The sequence below is a fragment of the Aureispira anguillae genome, from assembly GCF_026000115.1.
GTDB classification, from domain to species: Bacteria; Bacteroidota; Bacteroidia; order Chitinophagales; family Saprospiraceae; genus Aureispira; species Aureispira anguillae.
The window spans coordinates 2,993,776-3,008,742 of sequence record NZ_AP026867.1 but is presented as its reverse complement, the minus strand read 5'-3'; the positions used below and the strand labels follow the sequence as shown (position 1 = coordinate 3,008,742).

14 protein-coding genes are annotated in these 14,967 nt (G+C 37.8%); 11 read left to right on the top strand and 3 right to left on the bottom strand.

All coding sequences use genetic code 11. The features are described 5' to 3' along the window. Nucleotides 1-82: 82 nt before the first annotated feature. Nucleotides 83-1,504, top strand: coding sequence for a urate hydroxylase PuuD (locus AsAng_RS11680; protein WP_264792966.1), 1,422 nt, complete (start codon nucleotides 83-85; stop codon nucleotides 1,502-1,504). Between the two features lie 4 nt (nucleotides 1,505-1,508). Beyond that, nucleotides 1,509-2,855, top strand: coding sequence for an allantoinase AllB (gene allB, locus AsAng_RS11675; RefSeq protein WP_264792965.1), 1,347 nt, complete (start codon nucleotides 1,509-1,511; stop codon nucleotides 2,853-2,855). 229 nt (nucleotides 2,856-3,084) lie between these two features. Here allB and AsAng_RS11670 read toward each other — a convergent pair whose 3' ends face one another. Continuing rightward, on the bottom strand, nucleotides 3,085-3,813 hold the full coding sequence (locus AsAng_RS11670; protein ID WP_264792964.1) for a PorT family protein: 729 nt from the start codon (nucleotides 3,811-3,813) through the stop codon (nucleotides 3,085-3,087). Between the two features lies 1 nt (nucleotide 3,814). Further along, complete coding sequence (locus tag AsAng_RS11665) at nucleotides 3,815-4,786, bottom strand: hypothetical protein (RefSeq protein WP_264792963.1); 972 nt, start codon at nucleotides 4,784-4,786, stop codon at nucleotides 3,815-3,817. A gap of 248 nt (nucleotides 4,787-5,034) precedes the next feature. Between AsAng_RS11665 and AsAng_RS11660 the strand changes: the two genes are divergently transcribed. From AsAng_RS11660 to AsAng_RS11620, 9 genes are all read left to right on the top strand, one after another. Beyond that, nucleotides 5,035-5,847 carry a penicillin-binding transpeptidase domain-containing protein gene (locus AsAng_RS11660; RefSeq protein WP_264792962.1) on the top strand — a complete coding sequence of 271 codons (813 nt, stop codon included), beginning with the start codon at nucleotides 5,035-5,037 and terminating at the stop codon, nucleotides 5,845-5,847. A gap of 14 nt (nucleotides 5,848-5,861) precedes the next feature. Further along, nucleotides 5,862-6,485, top strand: coding sequence for a thiamine phosphate synthase (locus AsAng_RS11655; RefSeq protein WP_264792961.1), 624 nt, complete (start codon nucleotides 5,862-5,864; stop codon nucleotides 6,483-6,485). Next, nucleotides 6,449-7,219 (top strand): hydroxymethylpyrimidine/phosphomethylpyrimidine kinase, encoded by a 771-nt coding sequence (locus AsAng_RS11650; protein WP_264792960.1) that lies wholly within the window; start codon nucleotides 6,449-6,451, stop codon nucleotides 7,217-7,219. Before AsAng_RS11655 ends, AsAng_RS11650 begins: the two co-directional genes overlap by 37 nt. A gap of 9 nt (nucleotides 7,220-7,228) precedes the next feature. After that, on the top strand, nucleotides 7,229-8,275 hold the full coding sequence (locus tag AsAng_RS11645; RefSeq protein ID WP_264792959.1) for a thiamine phosphate synthase: 1,047 nt from the start codon (nucleotides 7,229-7,231) through the stop codon (nucleotides 8,273-8,275). Between the two features lie 162 nt (nucleotides 8,276-8,437). Beyond that, nucleotides 8,438-9,607, top strand: a complete 1,170-nt coding sequence (locus AsAng_RS11640) for a DUF3419 family protein (protein ID WP_264792958.1) — start codon at nucleotides 8,438-8,440, stop codon at nucleotides 9,605-9,607. Nucleotides 9,608-9,724: 117 nt separating this feature from the next. Further along, nucleotides 9,725-10,372 carry a class I SAM-dependent methyltransferase gene (locus AsAng_RS11635; RefSeq protein WP_264792957.1) on the top strand — a complete coding sequence of 216 codons (648 nt, stop codon included), beginning with the start codon at nucleotides 9,725-9,727 and terminating at the stop codon, nucleotides 10,370-10,372. 2 nt (nucleotides 10,373-10,374) lie between these two features. Then, a complete protein-coding gene (locus AsAng_RS11630; protein WP_264792956.1) occupies nucleotides 10,375-11,232 on the top strand; it encodes a UDP-2,3-diacylglucosamine diphosphatase in 858 nt (285 codons plus the stop codon). Between the two features lie 177 nt (nucleotides 11,233-11,409). Then, nucleotides 11,410-11,931, top strand: a complete 522-nt coding sequence (locus tag AsAng_RS11625) for a hypothetical protein (RefSeq protein ID WP_264792955.1) — start codon at nucleotides 11,410-11,412, stop codon at nucleotides 11,929-11,931. Further along, nucleotides 11,928-12,740 (top strand): tetratricopeptide repeat protein, encoded by an 813-nt coding sequence (locus AsAng_RS11620; protein WP_264792954.1) that lies wholly within the window; start codon nucleotides 11,928-11,930, stop codon nucleotides 12,738-12,740. The genes AsAng_RS11625 and AsAng_RS11620 overlap by 4 nt, the downstream gene beginning before the upstream one ends. Before the next feature lie 80 nt (nucleotides 12,741-12,820). Here AsAng_RS11620 and AsAng_RS11615 read toward each other — a convergent pair whose 3' ends face one another. After that, nucleotides 12,821-14,965 (bottom strand): 3-hydroxyacyl-CoA dehydrogenase NAD-binding domain-containing protein, encoded by a 2,145-nt coding sequence (locus AsAng_RS11615; protein ID WP_264792953.1) that lies wholly within the window; start codon nucleotides 14,963-14,965, stop codon nucleotides 12,821-12,823. Nucleotides 14,966-14,967: the final 2 nt, after the last annotated feature.

Sequence of the window (14,967 nt, the reverse complement as noted above, 5' to 3'; positions counted from 1 at the left end):
GCTTCTTTGAAGCTAAAATTCCTTTTTAGGGTAGCGATGAAAGGAATTAAAACACAAAATAAAACGATAAGTATATAAGATTATGGGAGTAGTGGAAACGATGATAGGGATTGTTGTTTGTATTTGCCTTTCGGGAACCGTAGTGATCCAGAAATTGGTACAACAATATGCAGAAGACCCTAACCGTCAGAATGAAAAAGATAAAGATTTTGCCGCCAATATGCGCTTCTTTAGGAAATGGTTGTTTTTTATTGCCGCCTTTTTTTCAGGAGCCTATATTATTTATAACCAAGTAGCAGGAACCCCTTGGCAGGCGCATTTGCAAGAGTGGTTGGATCTAATTTTCCGTTGGTTGCATATTATTTTTGGTATTTCTTGGGTGGGAGCTTCTTTCTATTTTGTCTTTTTAGAAAATTCCTTAAATCGAACAGAAGAAATTCGAGATGAATTGGCTGGGAATCTTTGGGCAATTCATGGTGGAGGATTTTATTTTTTGGAAAAATATAAAATCGCCCCCAAACAAATTCCTAAACACTTACATTGGTTCAAATATGAAGCTTATTTTACTTGGTTAACAGGGACTTGTCTGCTGACAATCGTTTATTATTTTAATGCAGAATCATTTCTGTTAAACCCTGAAATAACACAGCTTTCTCCCGTTTTGGGGGTAATGATAGGCGTATCATCGATTGTATTTTCGTGGGTTTTTTATGAACTGTTGTCTCAAACCTCTTTATTGGCACCAGAAAAACGCCCTATTTTCTTTTTGATCATGGTGCTTTATTTATTAGCGGTAGCCTATTGTTTGTCCATTGTATTTAATCCTAGGGCAGCTTATATTCACATGGGAGCTATTATGGGAACCATGATGGCAGGAAATGTATTTTTTGTAATTATACCTGCTCAAAAAGAAATGGTATTTGCCGCTAAGGAAGGGAGAGCGCCTAATGGGGAGTTGGGTAAACGAGCAGGATGGCGTTCTTATCACAACAATTATTTTACCTTACCAGTGCTTTTTATTATGATTAGCAATCATTTCCCAAGCACGTTTGGGAACGAGCACAGTGTCTTAATTTTGTTACTAATTTCTTTGGCAGGAGCAGGCATCAAGCATTTTCATAATCAATGGGAAAGGGGAGAACTCAATCGGTGGATTGTGCCCATTAGCCTTGTGCTACTCGTGCTCACCATTTATTTAACGGCTCCCAAATCTAGAGAAGAATTGGCAAATGCCGACAAAGTTCCTTTTACAGAAGTGGAGGCAATAATTGGGCAGCGTTGTAGACCCTGCCATTCCAAAACACCAACAGATGATGTCTTTATTGTGGCGCAAGGTGGGATGATGTTTGATACCCCCGAACAAATTGTTGCCAGTAAAGATAAAATAATGAATCGTGCTGTGATCACGAAAACAATGCCTCAGGGAAATAAAACAAAAATGACCATGGAGGAACGAACCAAAATTGAGACTTGGATTATGCAAGGGGCTAAATTAGAAGATTAAGCAAATGAACGAGCAACTAATCATTTATAGTAAGCGGGTCATGTTGCCCGATACCATTGGAGAATACACCATCTGGATCAATCAAGGTAAGATTGAAAAAATTCAGAAAGGTTGTATCAAGACTACGGCATCTATTCCTTTTTATAATTTTGAAAATGAGGTGTTGATGCCTGGAATTATAGACCCTCATGTACACATCAATGAGCCTGGGCGGACAGAATGGGAGGGCTTTTACACAGGGACAACTGCTGCTGCTGCTGGGGGAGTAACTACTTTGGTTGATATGCCACTAAATTCTTCTCCTGTTACGGTTAATGTAAAAGAATTAGATCATAAATTGGCTGCTACAAAAGGTAAATTACACGTAAATAGTGGCTTTTGGGGAGGAATTATTCCTGGAAATACGACCAGTTTAGCCCCTTTAGCAAAACGAGGTGTATTGGGCTTTAAGGCATTTTTGACCCATAGTGGCATTGACGAATTCCCCAATGCTGATGAAGCCACTTTGCGAGCGGCTTATGAGGCCTTAAAAGGAACTAATTTACCAATTTTGGTGCATTGTGAATTGGCTTCAGGGGCTTTTGATGCCCAATTGACCCAAAACCCAACAAATTATCTAGCCTATTTGGCATCAAGACCTCGAAAATGGGAAAATGATGCGGTTGCATTGATGTTGCAATTGGCTGAAGAATACCAACATTCTACTCATATTGTCCATTTGTCTTCTTCCGATAGTTTGCCAGCCATCCGAGCAGCAAAAAAACGGGGGGTGCCTGTAACCGTAGAAACTTGTCCCCATTATATTTTCTTTGATGCAGAAACCATTCCCAATGGAGATACTCGTTATAAATGTGCACCACCCATTCGAGAACAAGCAAACAATGTTTTGTTATGGGAAGCTTTGATGGATGGAACGCTTGATTTTATAGGTTCAGATCACTCTCCAGCACCGCCACGTATCAAAGAATTAGATACTGGAAATTACCAAAAAGCATGGGGGGGAATCTCTGGTATTCAGTTTACTTTGCCTGCTTTGTGGACCAAGGGACAAGCGCATGGTCTGACGTTGGAGCGGATTCGTACAATTCTTTGCGAAGCACCTGCCCAATTTATTGGTTTGGAGCAGCAAAAAGGAAAAATTAAGCTGGGTTATGATGCTGATTTAGTCGTTTGGAATCCTGAAGAATGGGACACCATTACTCGGCAAAAAATTGAAGCAAAACACAAAGTTTCGCCTTATGAAGGTAGACAATTACAGGGGCTTGTTAAACATACTTTTGTAAATGGAGTAAGGGTTTGGTCAGCAGGTAAATTAATCAATCCTAATCAAGGGCAGCTTGTTTTATCTTAGAATTCTTCACGGAGTCGTGTTATAAAATGTTCTGCAAAAAAAGGCTTAATTAATAAGTTTTGCGGGTAAGGCTTTTACTACTTTTAAAAAATATAGATCGTAAGTCGTATGCTTAGTTTCTGTAAATACAGAACATACGATTTACGACCTATAACCAAAGTAGTAATAAGAGAGCAGGATTGTTTAATACCCCACACGATTTTTCAAAAAGCTAGGGAAAGGGGATGTTTTATTCCTTTTTTTTACCTTGAAATCGATAATTAAGCCCCAAGTCCAAATTCAAGGAATTCAAAAACTCCTGAGTTCTCGAACTACTGCTGTTGGGCATTAGCGCCTGAGAAAAATTAAGATTAACCACTAAGTGCAAGCCTTGAATCAACCGATAGCTTCCACCAATACCTGCAAGGACAAATAGACTGTGTCGATCGTATTCAAATCCCCAGTTATCGCTACTGGTCCATTGACCATTGGTTTGGATTTCGGTCAATAAATTTTTATCTAAATAAGTATTCATAATCGCACCAAAAGTTAGATAACCACCCCATCTTTTGTGTTGAATCAGTTGGTAATTCCCTAAGAGATAAATCCCTACATAAGAATAACGGTTTGACATTCGTAGCGTTGTGGGAGCATTATTAATAGAAGCGTTCCACGCAATGGAGGTTGGGCGAGTATTGTAACCAATACTAGAATAAGCTGCGCCAAATCCAAGGTGCCAGCGCTCGTGCAAATGATAGTTGATCATAAATCTGGCACTATAACCTAAACGACCAATTTCTGTGCGTTCTCGTTCTTCTTTTAGCCATTTCTCGCTGCCCGAATTGGTCAATATCCGATAAGAAAAATTAGGAGAAAATAGCGCTTCCAAAGACCATTTGCTATTTAAGGTAGCTGTTTCTTGTGCTTGCCCTTGATAAACAGTGTACAAGAGGATAACGATTAAAACTAAATATCTCATGTTATAAACTATTTAAATATTGAATGGTTTGATCGATGTATTCTTGGTCTACTAGGCTTGTTCCTATCAGTGGCATATACCCCGATGCCATTTGGTCGAGCATTTTGTCCTTGCGGCTAAGAATTCCTGTATGTTCAATAGGAGTATAGTATCTTAAGTCTAAATCCATGTCCCCCATCATACCCGCAGGAGAATGACAATGAGCGCAATTAATATCCATATAAGCCCGACTTCTTTCGGCATCAGGCAGGCTATGATCCTTGTAACTGGGTAATTTTTCTAAATTATTCCAATCAAACTGGTTGATTAAATTAATTGTTTGGAAATAAGCCAATTGGTTAACGTTTTGTCCTCCTTTTTTGACCAGTCTATTTAAATTGTGCAGTTTAAAACCAGTGGGTTCCATTTGTTCATCTACTTGATGGCAAGTAAGGCACTCCTGTAAATTGGGAATATGGTAGGTTGTTATTTGTGGCTCTCCTTTTTTATTGATCCAATGGATAGGTAAATTAGCGCCACTACTTAATAAATAGGCTTCGGTTTGAGCCGTATTCCATTGATAGACGGCCGTTTGCCATTCTCCTTCATTTAGGACTAAAAGCCTTGTTTCAACAATCTTTTTTCCTTGAGTAGTGTCTCTTTCGTCATTCCAATAATAAAACGTCTTGACAAGAGTAGTGCCATCGGGGAAATCAGGCAGGGCATAACCTGTTTGGGTCAATTGAGTGCCTGTAGGCAGTTTAATTAATCGTTGTTTTTCCGAATAATCAGAAAAAAGCCCAGAAGATAATTCATACAAATGATAGTTGGGGGAAGGGGTTAAATTAGCGATATTTCCACTGAAAATATCTGTATCAGAAAGTTGTTCAGGAAAGTACTTCGGGTCAAAGGAATATTCTTTCTGGCAAGCTTCCAAAAAGAAAAAAAGAGCGACCGCTAGAATAAATAAAAACTTCTTTTTGTGCTGCATCATATTACTTGGTTGATATTGGGACGATTGGGAGAAACGATTTTAATATTTTTATTTCATGGTCTTATTGTTCGTTTACTTTGTATTTGGTCAGCAAAAAAACAAAAAATCAATGAACTATTGGGTAGAATGATATAAATTAATTGAGCAATTGTTTATTTTGGTGGCAAAGGAGAGGGAATTAATTGAAGGAGAAGTCTAACCTAACAAAGGTGTAATTTTTATTGCTAGAGTTATTTAAAATTCAAATTATGAAACCATTTTTATTGTTATTAATTCCGTTCATTTGTATCTGTGTTAGTTGTACCGAAACGAATGAATCTGCCAAGTTAGACTTGGATGCTTTGTACAAAGAATATGCTGTGGAAGGTTGTTTTTTGTTAAAATCATTAAATAGTAAACAGCTGTATGTTTACAATTCGAACCGTTGTTTACAGGGCTTCTTGCCTGCATCTACTTTTAAAATTGTCAATTCTATAACTGCTTTAGAGACAGGGGTTGCAACAGACGAAAATATGTTAATTAAATGGGACTCTGTTGTTCGTCAAATTGCAGTTTGGAATCAGGATCATACTATGAAAACGGCTTTTAAGGTTTCTTGTGTACCTTATTATCAAGAGATTGCTAGGCGTATAGGACCTTTACGGATGCAAGAATGGGTTAATAAATTGCAGTTTGGCAAAATGGACATTAGAAAAGAAACCATTTCTGATTTTTGGTTGAAAGGGAAATCTACGGTAACGCCCTATCAACAGCTTGATTTTATAGAGCGGTTGGCAAATAATGAGTTACCGATCAAGCCCTCTACTCAGCAAAAAATGAGGGACATTATGGTGATTGCTTCTGATTCTTCTGGAATGGTTATGAGAGGCAAGACGGGTTGGGCGATTGATGGCAATAGAAATATTGGCTGGTTTGTGGGGTATATAGAACGTCCTGATGGAGAGCGTTTTGTTTTTGTTAATAATATAGAAGCGGCAGTGGGAGCTATCAAAGACAATGATTTTATGATGTGTAGAAAGACCATTGTTGGTAAAGTTTTGGGCGACTTAGGTGTCATTTAAATTTACGCTAAAATATGGAGCATAGATTGTACTCAACGCCTATTTTTTTTCAAGAAGAAGCACTTATCCTGAATCATTTATTTGAAAATGGTTTACCTTGCTTGCATCTTAGAAAACCAATGGCAACTAAGGCAGATTGTGTTGACTTACTAAAAAAAATTAATGCTAAATTTTATGCTAGAATTATCCTTCATCAGCATTTAGAACTGGTCGAAGAATTTAATTTATTGGGGGTACACTTAACAGAGTCTGCTCGTAGAGCGCTATCTTCTGAGGCATTAAAACAACTAATAGAAACGTGTCATGCTAAAGACCGAATAATAGGCACAGCAATTCACCAAAGAATAGATCTTTTAACCTTACCAAAGCAATTGGATTATGTGACGTTGAGCCCTGTTTTTCCAAGTATTTCTAAACCCAATTATCAACCAACAGAAAATTGGAGCATACATGATTTGTCTTTCCCGTTCCAATTGATCGCTTTGGGAGGAGTTAATGCGAGAACTTTAGCAGCTGCTTATGAGCGTGGGTTCAAAGCGGTTGCTTTTTTGGGGGCAGTGTGGAATGGCAAGGCTTCAGCACTAGAAAATTACCAGAAATTATGCAAAAAAATACAAGCAATAGACCCTATGCGTTGAGCATTGCAGGCTTTGACCCTAGTGGTGGTGCAGGTTTGGTTGCAGATGCCAAAACAATGGAAGCGCAGGGGGTTTATGGGCTGACAGTTGCTACTGCCATAACGGTTCAGCATGAGTCTGTTTTTAGGCGGGTAGACTGGGTCGATCAAGACTTGATAAAGGCACAAATAAGCATATTGTTTCAAGAATACCCCATTCATTTTTGTAAAATAGGTTTGATTCAAAATTGGGAAGTTTTAGCGGCTATCACCAAACATTTGCTAAGGTTAAATCCTTCTTTAAAGATTGTTGTCGATCCGATTTTTAGAGCAAGCGCAGGATTTAATTTCCATGAAGAAGTAAGCTTAGAAACATTAAAACAATGGCTTTCGAATGTTTATTTACTGACTCCCAATGCACAAGAATTGAAAAAGATAGGAACAGAGGGACAAGCTCTAATGGCTGTTGCCAAAGCCTTAGCGGATTACTGCAATGTGTTATACAAAGGCGGGCATAACGAGGTGCAAAAAGGAACGGATTTTTTATTAGAAGATAATACAATACATACCTTAGCGCCTCAACAAAAAGTATATTATGAGAAACATGGCTCTGGTTGTGTGCTCTCTGCGGCAATTGTAGCAAACCTAGCCTTGGGTTATGATTTATTAGAAGCTTGCCAACAGGCCAAAAGTTATATCACGGCATTTTTAAATTCTAATAACACTTTATTGGGGTATCATTATAAACATAAGTAGTATAAATTGATGGGGCAATACGAAGAAAAAACATTAAACAAAAAGGAATTGGCTTGGAAAAAAGATGCGCTGGAATTGGGAGAGGGGCTAATTGAAAAATACAGTGGGAAGGAAATTGCTACTTTGACGATTTCCTTATTGGATGATGCCTTTGAAAATGCAATGCAAACGACTTGGTGGAAACGTCCTCGTAAATTTATGATAGCAACAGGGTTGGGCTATGCTTTGGGACAATATTTAGTAGACCAACTGGGCTTTGAATGGATTGCTTATAAGGATTATCAAGGGAAAGATATAGCCGTAAAACATCAAGCTTCTGGCATTATTAGCTTTCCTATTTCTGCGATTAGAAAACGATTAAAAACCAAAGAATACCGATTTATGGAGGACTATGTTCAAGTCCTAAAAAAAGAATTGACAATGATAAAAAAAGAGATTCCACGATTGCATTATGTTTCTCAATCTAAGGTAGGATTAACGCATTTAGAAGCGATTAAAGAAGCCTGCCAAGCAGGTTGTAAATGGGTGCAGTTAAGGATGAAGGAAGTAACCTTTCAAGAGTACTTGGATACGGCTATGGCTGCCAAAACAATTTGCCAAAACTATCAGGTTAAGTTAACCATCAATGACAATGCAGCTGTTGCCAAGGCTGTCCAAGCAGATGGATTGCATCTAGGCAAGGAAGATATGTCTCCGTTAGAAGCTAGGAAAATAGTAGGAGATATAATAATTGGTGGAACAGCCAATACTTGGGAAGATGTACAACGACTGTCTAAGGAGCAAGTGGATTATATTGGCTTGGGGCCTTTTCGGTATACAACAACAAAGAAAAAAATAAGCCCTGTTTTGGGAATAGACGGTTATACTAGAATTATCGACCAAATGAAAGCACAAGAAATAGATATTCCTGTATTGGCTATTGGAGGAATTAATCCATCTGATATTAAGGCAATTTTAAGCACAGGTGTTTGGGGAATTGCAGCTTCTGGTTTAATTACAAATGCCAAGGACAAACAGAAAACTTGTACAGAAATTATGCAGCAGTTAAAAGATTAAAAAGAGGCGATTTTACAAAAGCTTAATTTTTAGATGGCTTTGTAAATAAATGATTAAAAGGATTTTTTATATCCTTAAACTTTATATTGGTTAGGGTTTGAGCCAAATGCTGTTTATTTGTAGCAACGTAAAATACTTTATTTAATTACAACAAAAATAAGTATGATTCAAGCTGCTACAAATAAGGCAAAAGATTGGATGTTTGGCAAAATCCATGGTAATAATCTAATTTACAACACTTGTTGGGAAGATCCCAAATGTGATCGAGCATTACTTGAAATTGACGAAGCCAGTGAACTGGTTATGATTACAAGTGCGGGTTGCAATGCCTTGGACTATGCGCTGGATAAACCTGCTGCAATTCACTGTGTAGATGTCAATTACCGCCAAAATTCGTTGTTAGAACTAAAAAAAGCCTTTTACAAGATAGATGCCCACAGCCAGTTGTTTCAATTTTTTGGAGAGGGGAAGCACGAAACGCCAATCTATTGTTATGAGCGCTATCTAAGGGAGCATTTGCCTGATTTTGCTCAAAAATTTTGGGACAAAAAAGTAGAACCTTACTTTGGTGCTAATCGTTTTCGTCCCAGTTTTTATTTTTATGGTACAGCGGGGACTTTTGCTTGGTTGTTTGGTTATTATATGCGCCTGCGAAAATCCTTGTACTCCAATGTTCAACAGTTGTTGAATGCTCCTACCTTAGAAATTCAGACTTATTGGTACAATATCATTGAAAAAAAGATCATTGGGAATTTTATTCAATGGGCAATGAAACAGCCTGTTACGCTAAGTTTATTGGGTATACCAAGATCCCAATCTAAGTTGGTAGAGGAGGAATATATTGGTGGTGTGATTCGTTTTATTCAAGATTCATTGCGCTATATTTTTACCAAATTACCAATTCGTGATAATTATTTTTGGCAGCTTTATATCAATGGAAAATATACTCCAGAATGCTGCCCTAATTATCTGAAAAAAGAACACTTTGATACCCTAAAAAAAGAACAGGAAAAAATACAGACCCATACAACCACCATTTCACAATTTCTCAAAGACAATCCTAATTCATACAGTCATTTTGTCTTGTTGGATCATCAAGACTGGTTGGCTGCCAACGATGTCCCTGCCTTGGAAGAGGAGTGGGATTTAATCCTCAAAAATAGCCGACCTGGCACTAAAATACTACTACGATCAGGAGCAGTAAAAATAGATTTCTTTCCTGATTTTGTAAGAAGAAAGGTCAATTTTGATGATCAAGTTACAAAAGCACAACACCTTCAAGATCGAGTAGGCACCTATGGTAGCGTTTATTGTGGTGTGGTACAATCGTAAAATTCAGACTCGTATTGTCTTTCCCAATCACACGAACGAGAGAGCTACTTACGCCTTTATTTTTATTATAAGAATAATTTGTGGTCATCAAAGAACCATATAAAATAACATTAAATTATGATTCCAGCATTCCAAGACATTACTTCGCAAAATCATGCGATGAAGAGATATTATAAGTTCCAATCCAAAATTTATGACAAAACGAGGTGGGCATTTCTTTTTGGTAGAACTAATTTGGTGCACCAACTGCCTATAGCGCGAGATGCTGCTATTCGAATTCTGGAAGTGGGCTGTGGTACAGGGTATAATTTACATAATTTTGCTTCTTATTTTGTAAATGCACAATTAGTAGGAATGGATGTCTCAGAAGATATGATTGCTTTGTCGCAGAAAAAGATGGAGCCCTATAGCAATCGAGTAGATTTATTGCCTCAGGCTTATGGGGAAAGACCTTTGCTGCGGGAGGAAAGCTTTGATGTAGTGGTATTTTCTTATGCGTTGACAATGATAAATCCTCAGTGGGAGAACTTAATTGAACAAGCTTATAAAGATATTAAACCAGGAGGAATCATTGCCGTTGTTGATTTTCACAACAGTGGAAATCCGTTGTTCAAAATGCATATGAAGAACAATCATGTTCGAATGGACGGGCATTTATTGCCTGTTTTAGAAAATAAGTTTTCGACCTTATCTTCAGATGTGCAGAGGGCTTATTGGGGACTGTGGGAATATTTTTCATTTGTTGGCATAAAACCTTATCGATAGCAATGGCAAAGCGAAAATTAGACGTTCTGGTACTTTCTGACATTCATTTGGGAACTTATGGCTGCCATGCAACAGAATTGGTAAACTATCTAAAGTCCGTCAAACCTAAAATATTGGTGCTGAATGGTGATATTATTGATATTTGGCAATTCAAAAAAAGCTATTTTCCTAAACCACATTTGGCGGTGATTAGTCAAATTGTAAAAATGGCTTCTAAAGGAACAAAAGTTTATTATTTGACAGGCAACCACGATGAAATGCTTCGTAAATTTGTTCCAATGCAAATGGGGAATTTTTATATGGACAACAAATTGTTGTTGGAACTGGATGGAAAAGTTGCTTGGTTTTTTCATGGCGATGTATTTGATACTTCTGTTACCTGTGCCAAGTGGTTGGCCAAATTGGGGGGAGCAGGGTATGATGCTTTGGTGGCGATTAATTTAGGGGTGAATTATGTGCTAAAATCGGTAGGGAAACCTAGAATGTCTTTGTCTAAAAAAGTAAAAGATAGTGTGAAAAGAGCCGTGAAATACGTTAAGGATTTTGAAACAGTTGCAGCAGAATTAGCCATTGAAAAAAGTTATGATTATGTAGTGTTAGGGCACATTCATCAACCGCAAATTAGGTCGATTGCAACCCATAAAGGGCAAACTACTTATTTAAACTCAGGAGATTGGATTGAAAACTTGACCGCCTTAGAATATGTGGACAAAAAATGGTCGATCTATCAATACAGCGAGGTAGATTTTGAACCCACTGAAATTACCGAAGAAATTAAAGATATTAATTATGAGATGGTGTACGCTTCTGTTACAGAGGGCAAAATAGATCAAATTTTCAAAGAGTTGATCCTACAATAAAAGAAACTAATAAGGTTAGTATTTTATGTTTATAGCCCTGCGGCATTATAGGTCGCAGGGCTTTTTGTAGGATTAATGTTGTTTAACTATAGTTTTAGTTATAGAAATATTAAATTCTTTGCAATATGGTAAATCTTGCTTTAGATTTTAGATATTGCGTCTAAACAATCTAATCAAATGAAGCACCTAATACTTATAATCGTATTGTTAACAACCATTAGTAGTTGTACCATTGACAAAAAAATTCCTGTCGAAAAACAGGGCTATCTTCGATGGGTAGGAGACCTTGTTGCCAATCCCAAGGTAGACGATAAAAACTTTAAACTTTGCTATGGAGAAGAAAGGGTTTATCAATATTTTAATACCTCCAATGGATTTCAATACAAGGGAGAGAAAAAAGAACTGGTTCGGCAGTTTAAACAGCGATACCAGACCGTAAAAGCTGAAGACCAAAATGGGATGATTCGCATCCGTTTTATTGTAAATTGCGAAGGAAAAGCAGGGCGTTTTAGATTAATGGAAGCAGATGCCAATTATCAAGCAAAAAAATTTGATGCTCGAATTGTTGAGCAATTATTAACCATTACAAAAGACCTTGACGGCTGGGTGCCTCAACGCTATGAAGGAACACCTATTGATTACTATCTCTATCTTACTTTTATAATAGAAGAGGGGAGGATTAAAGAAATTTTACCATGATAAAAACTATAATTTTTATATTGGCATCTGTGACCTATAGTTATGCCCAACCTAATTGCCTTGCATTTAAATATTATGGGGATAGCTTAAAATGCCAAGCGTGCGAAACATTGGAAAAAGCAAAAGGGCATTATCAATTTACCAAAAAATTTCAAGAAGTGCACGATGAAGCAATTGCCATAGATTCGACTTTTGCCTATGCTTATCGAGAGAAATCTGTTGCTTATTTGAAGAGTGGCGATTTTATAACTTGGAAGGAGTTGGTCGATAAGGCAGTCTATTATAACCCCAAAGATAATTTAGCTTATAGGGGCTGGTGCAGATACCAATTTTTTGGCGATTATAAAGGGGCTATTGAAGATATAGAAGCCTTGGAAAAATTGGTTGATTATGATATTGGGCATTCTGTTAATGGTGATTATCATTTGACAGTAGCCAAGGCCTTGTGGTATAAAGCAATTGGAAGGTCCCTCAAAGCCTTAGATTTGATAGAAGGTTATTTGGAGAATAGCGAAAATGCTGCGGGAATTTATGACTACTTGCATTTGGGAGTGTTGTATTTTGAACAAGGTAAATACCAAGCCGCAATTGCTGCATTTGAAAAGCAAGAAGCTTGGAATAATATTGCCGATAGTCATTATTATAAAGCACTGGCTTTGGAAGCTTTAGATAGCCCACAAGAGCGAGAGAAGGAGTTGGAAATCGCCAAAGCACTTTATTTAAAAGGCTCTAAAATGTTTAATCACTATACCCATTATCCAGATAAAATTTATTTGGAAGATATAGAGCAAGCATTGAATGGAAGGTAGTAAAAAATTATAAGTAGTAGTTCGTACATTCCGTCTTTATAGGGGAGTGTATACGAGCTACTACTTATTTAAACCGTAGCCTAGTAAAAAGTTTTGCCAGCCACAGCCATTTGGCGAAGTGAAGCAGGAACTTCAAATCTAGAACCATAAGCCGCTGCAAATTGATCACAATCTGCCACAAAATTTTGAACGCCTACATAATCGATGTAAGAAAAAACGCCACCAGTATAAGCAGGAAAGCCAAAGCCAGTTAAAGAACCAACATCGCCATCTGTCGGAGAATTTAACACGCCTTCTTCCAAGCACTTATAAGATTCTAGTGCCATAATATGCAAAATGCGCTTGCCAATGATATTGGCCTCTAAATAATCAATATTATTAGGAAAGTGTTCCGTTAAACCCGACCACAAATGCTTTTTGCCCTGTTCTGGGTATTCATAAAATCCTCTTCCCGCTTTTTTGCCTGGTCGATCAAGGTCAATGGCTAATTTTTTGATCGTGGCATACAATTCTTGATGAACTGGATTCTTTTCCCCACCATCTGCGTCCATTACGTGAAGCATTAGCGTAAGAGAAACTTCGTCCGTAACCGCTAAAGGACCAACAGGCATCCCTATTCGTCGAGCTATATTTTCGATCATAGGAGCAGGCACTCCTTCTTTTAGTAAAAGAATTCCTTCACGAGTAAACATAGAAAATACCCTAGAAGTAAAAAATCCTCTACTATCATTTACAACAATTGGAATTTTACCAATTTGAGTGACATAATCAATGGCAGCAGCCACAGCATAATCGGATGTTTGTTGACCAACAATCAATTCAACGAGCGGCATTTTATCAACGGGAGAAAAGAAGTGCATCCCAATAAAATTTTGAGGTCGCTCGGCAGCTTTTGCCAACGAACTAATCGGAATGGTAGAAGTATTGGAAGCGTAGATTTTATTGGCTGCAATTTTAGGTTCTGCTTCTTGAGTTACTTTAGCTTTTAACGCTGGATCTTCAAAAACAGCCTCTATAATCAAATCACAGCCTTCTAAGCTTGCTGCTTCTTGGGTTGGTGTTATTCTATGAAGCGTATCTTGCATGGCTTCAGTAGATAAGCGACCTTTAGCAACGCTTTTTTGTAGGAGATGAGTAGAATATTCCTTGCCTTTCGTTGCTTGTTCAAGACTTACATCTTTGAGTACAACTTGCATCCCAGCCTTAGCAGACACATAAGCAATTCCTGCTCCCATCATTCCCGCACCCAAGATGCCCACTTTATTGACGTTGAAAAAATCAAACCCTTTGGGTTTTAGTTTTCCCTTTTTAGCTTCATTGATGGCAAAAAATCCAGTACGAATGATGTTTTGTGCTTCTTTAGAATAAAAGGCTTTAATAAAATAGCGAGCTTCAACTTCTAAGCCTCGATCAATAGGCAATAACATTCCATCGTGGATAGCTGCCATAGCGTATTGTGCGCCAGGGTAATTTCCATGTGTTTTTTTACGCAAATTTCCAATTCCTCCTATCATGGTATCGGAGCCAGTTTTGGACATCAAGCCCCCTTGTGGGATTTTATAGTTTTTGCTGTCCCAAGGTTGCTGCACTGATTCATGCTCCAAAATCCATTGTTTAGCTTTGGCTAAAAGGGCATCTTGATCGTCAGCAATTTGATCAACTAAGCCTTCTGCTAAAGCTTGAACGGGTCTAAATTGCTTGGCTTGAAGAATATAAGCAGTCGCTTTAGGAATACCAATTAGATAACTAAGACGTTGTGTGCCACCGCCACCAGGCAATAGCCCCAGTTGCACTTCTGGCAAGCCAATCTTTATCTTGGAGCTATTCAGTGCAATTCTATGATGGCAAGTCAACGCAAGTTCATAACCTCCTCCTAAAGCAGTTCCATTGATCGCAGCAACAAAGGGTTTGCCTGACTGTTCGAGGGCACGAAAGCCCTTATGCACTTCTATGATTTCTCGAAAAAGCCCTGCTTTATCTTCTGGTGGTTTACTAATAAATTTAAGATCGGCACCAGCCATAAAGTCACGATGGGCAGAAGTTAGAATAATTCCTTTAACCAGTGGCTTTTCTACAATTTGTTGCGCAATTTCTAGATAGTACTTGATAAAATCAATGCTAAATAGATTGGTTGGTTCCTTGACCATATTGATTGTAATCGTGGCGAATCCATCGCTATCAATTACATATTCAAGGAGGTCATTTTTTATTGCTGTATGTTCCATTA

Excerpts from the sequence above, each read along its gene's own strand:
- AsAng_RS11680 (WP_264792966.1), top strand. The coding sequence starts at position 83 with ATGGGAGTAGTGGAAACGATGATAGGGATTGTTGTTTGTATTTGCCTT.
- allB (WP_264792965.1), top strand. The coding sequence starts at position 1,509 with ATGAACGAGCAACTAATCATTTATAGTAAGCGGGTCATGTTGCCCGAT.
- AsAng_RS11670 (WP_264792964.1), bottom strand. The coding sequence starts at position 3,813 with ATGAGATATTTAGTTTTAATCGTTATCCTCTTGTACACTGTTTATCAA.
- AsAng_RS11665 (WP_264792963.1), bottom strand. The coding sequence starts at position 4,786 with ATGATGCAGCACAAAAAGAAGTTTTTATTTATTCTAGCGGTCGCTCTT.
- AsAng_RS11660 (WP_264792962.1), top strand. The coding sequence starts at position 5,035 with ATGAAACCATTTTTATTGTTATTAATTCCGTTCATTTGTATCTGTGTT.
- AsAng_RS11655 (WP_264792961.1), top strand. The coding sequence starts at position 5,862 with ATGGAGCATAGATTGTACTCAACGCCTATTTTTTTTCAAGAAGAAGCA.
- AsAng_RS11650 (WP_264792960.1), top strand. The coding sequence starts at position 6,449 with ATGCAAAAAAATACAAGCAATAGACCCTATGCGTTGAGCATTGCAGGC.
- AsAng_RS11645 (WP_264792959.1), top strand. The coding sequence starts at position 7,229 with ATGGGGCAATACGAAGAAAAAACATTAAACAAAAAGGAATTGGCTTGG.
- AsAng_RS11640 (WP_264792958.1), top strand. The coding sequence starts at position 8,438 with ATGATTCAAGCTGCTACAAATAAGGCAAAAGATTGGATGTTTGGCAAA.
- AsAng_RS11635 (WP_264792957.1), top strand. The coding sequence starts at position 9,725 with ATGATTCCAGCATTCCAAGACATTACTTCGCAAAATCATGCGATGAAG.
- AsAng_RS11630 (WP_264792956.1), top strand. The coding sequence starts at position 10,375 with ATGGCAAAGCGAAAATTAGACGTTCTGGTACTTTCTGACATTCATTTG.
- AsAng_RS11625 (WP_264792955.1), top strand. The coding sequence starts at position 11,410 with ATGAAGCACCTAATACTTATAATCGTATTGTTAACAACCATTAGTAGT.
- AsAng_RS11620 (WP_264792954.1), top strand. The coding sequence starts at position 11,928 with ATGATAAAAACTATAATTTTTATATTGGCATCTGTGACCTATAGTTAT.
- AsAng_RS11615 (WP_264792953.1), bottom strand. The coding sequence starts at position 14,965 with ATGGAACATACAGCAATAAAAAATGACCTCCTTGAATATGTAATTGAT.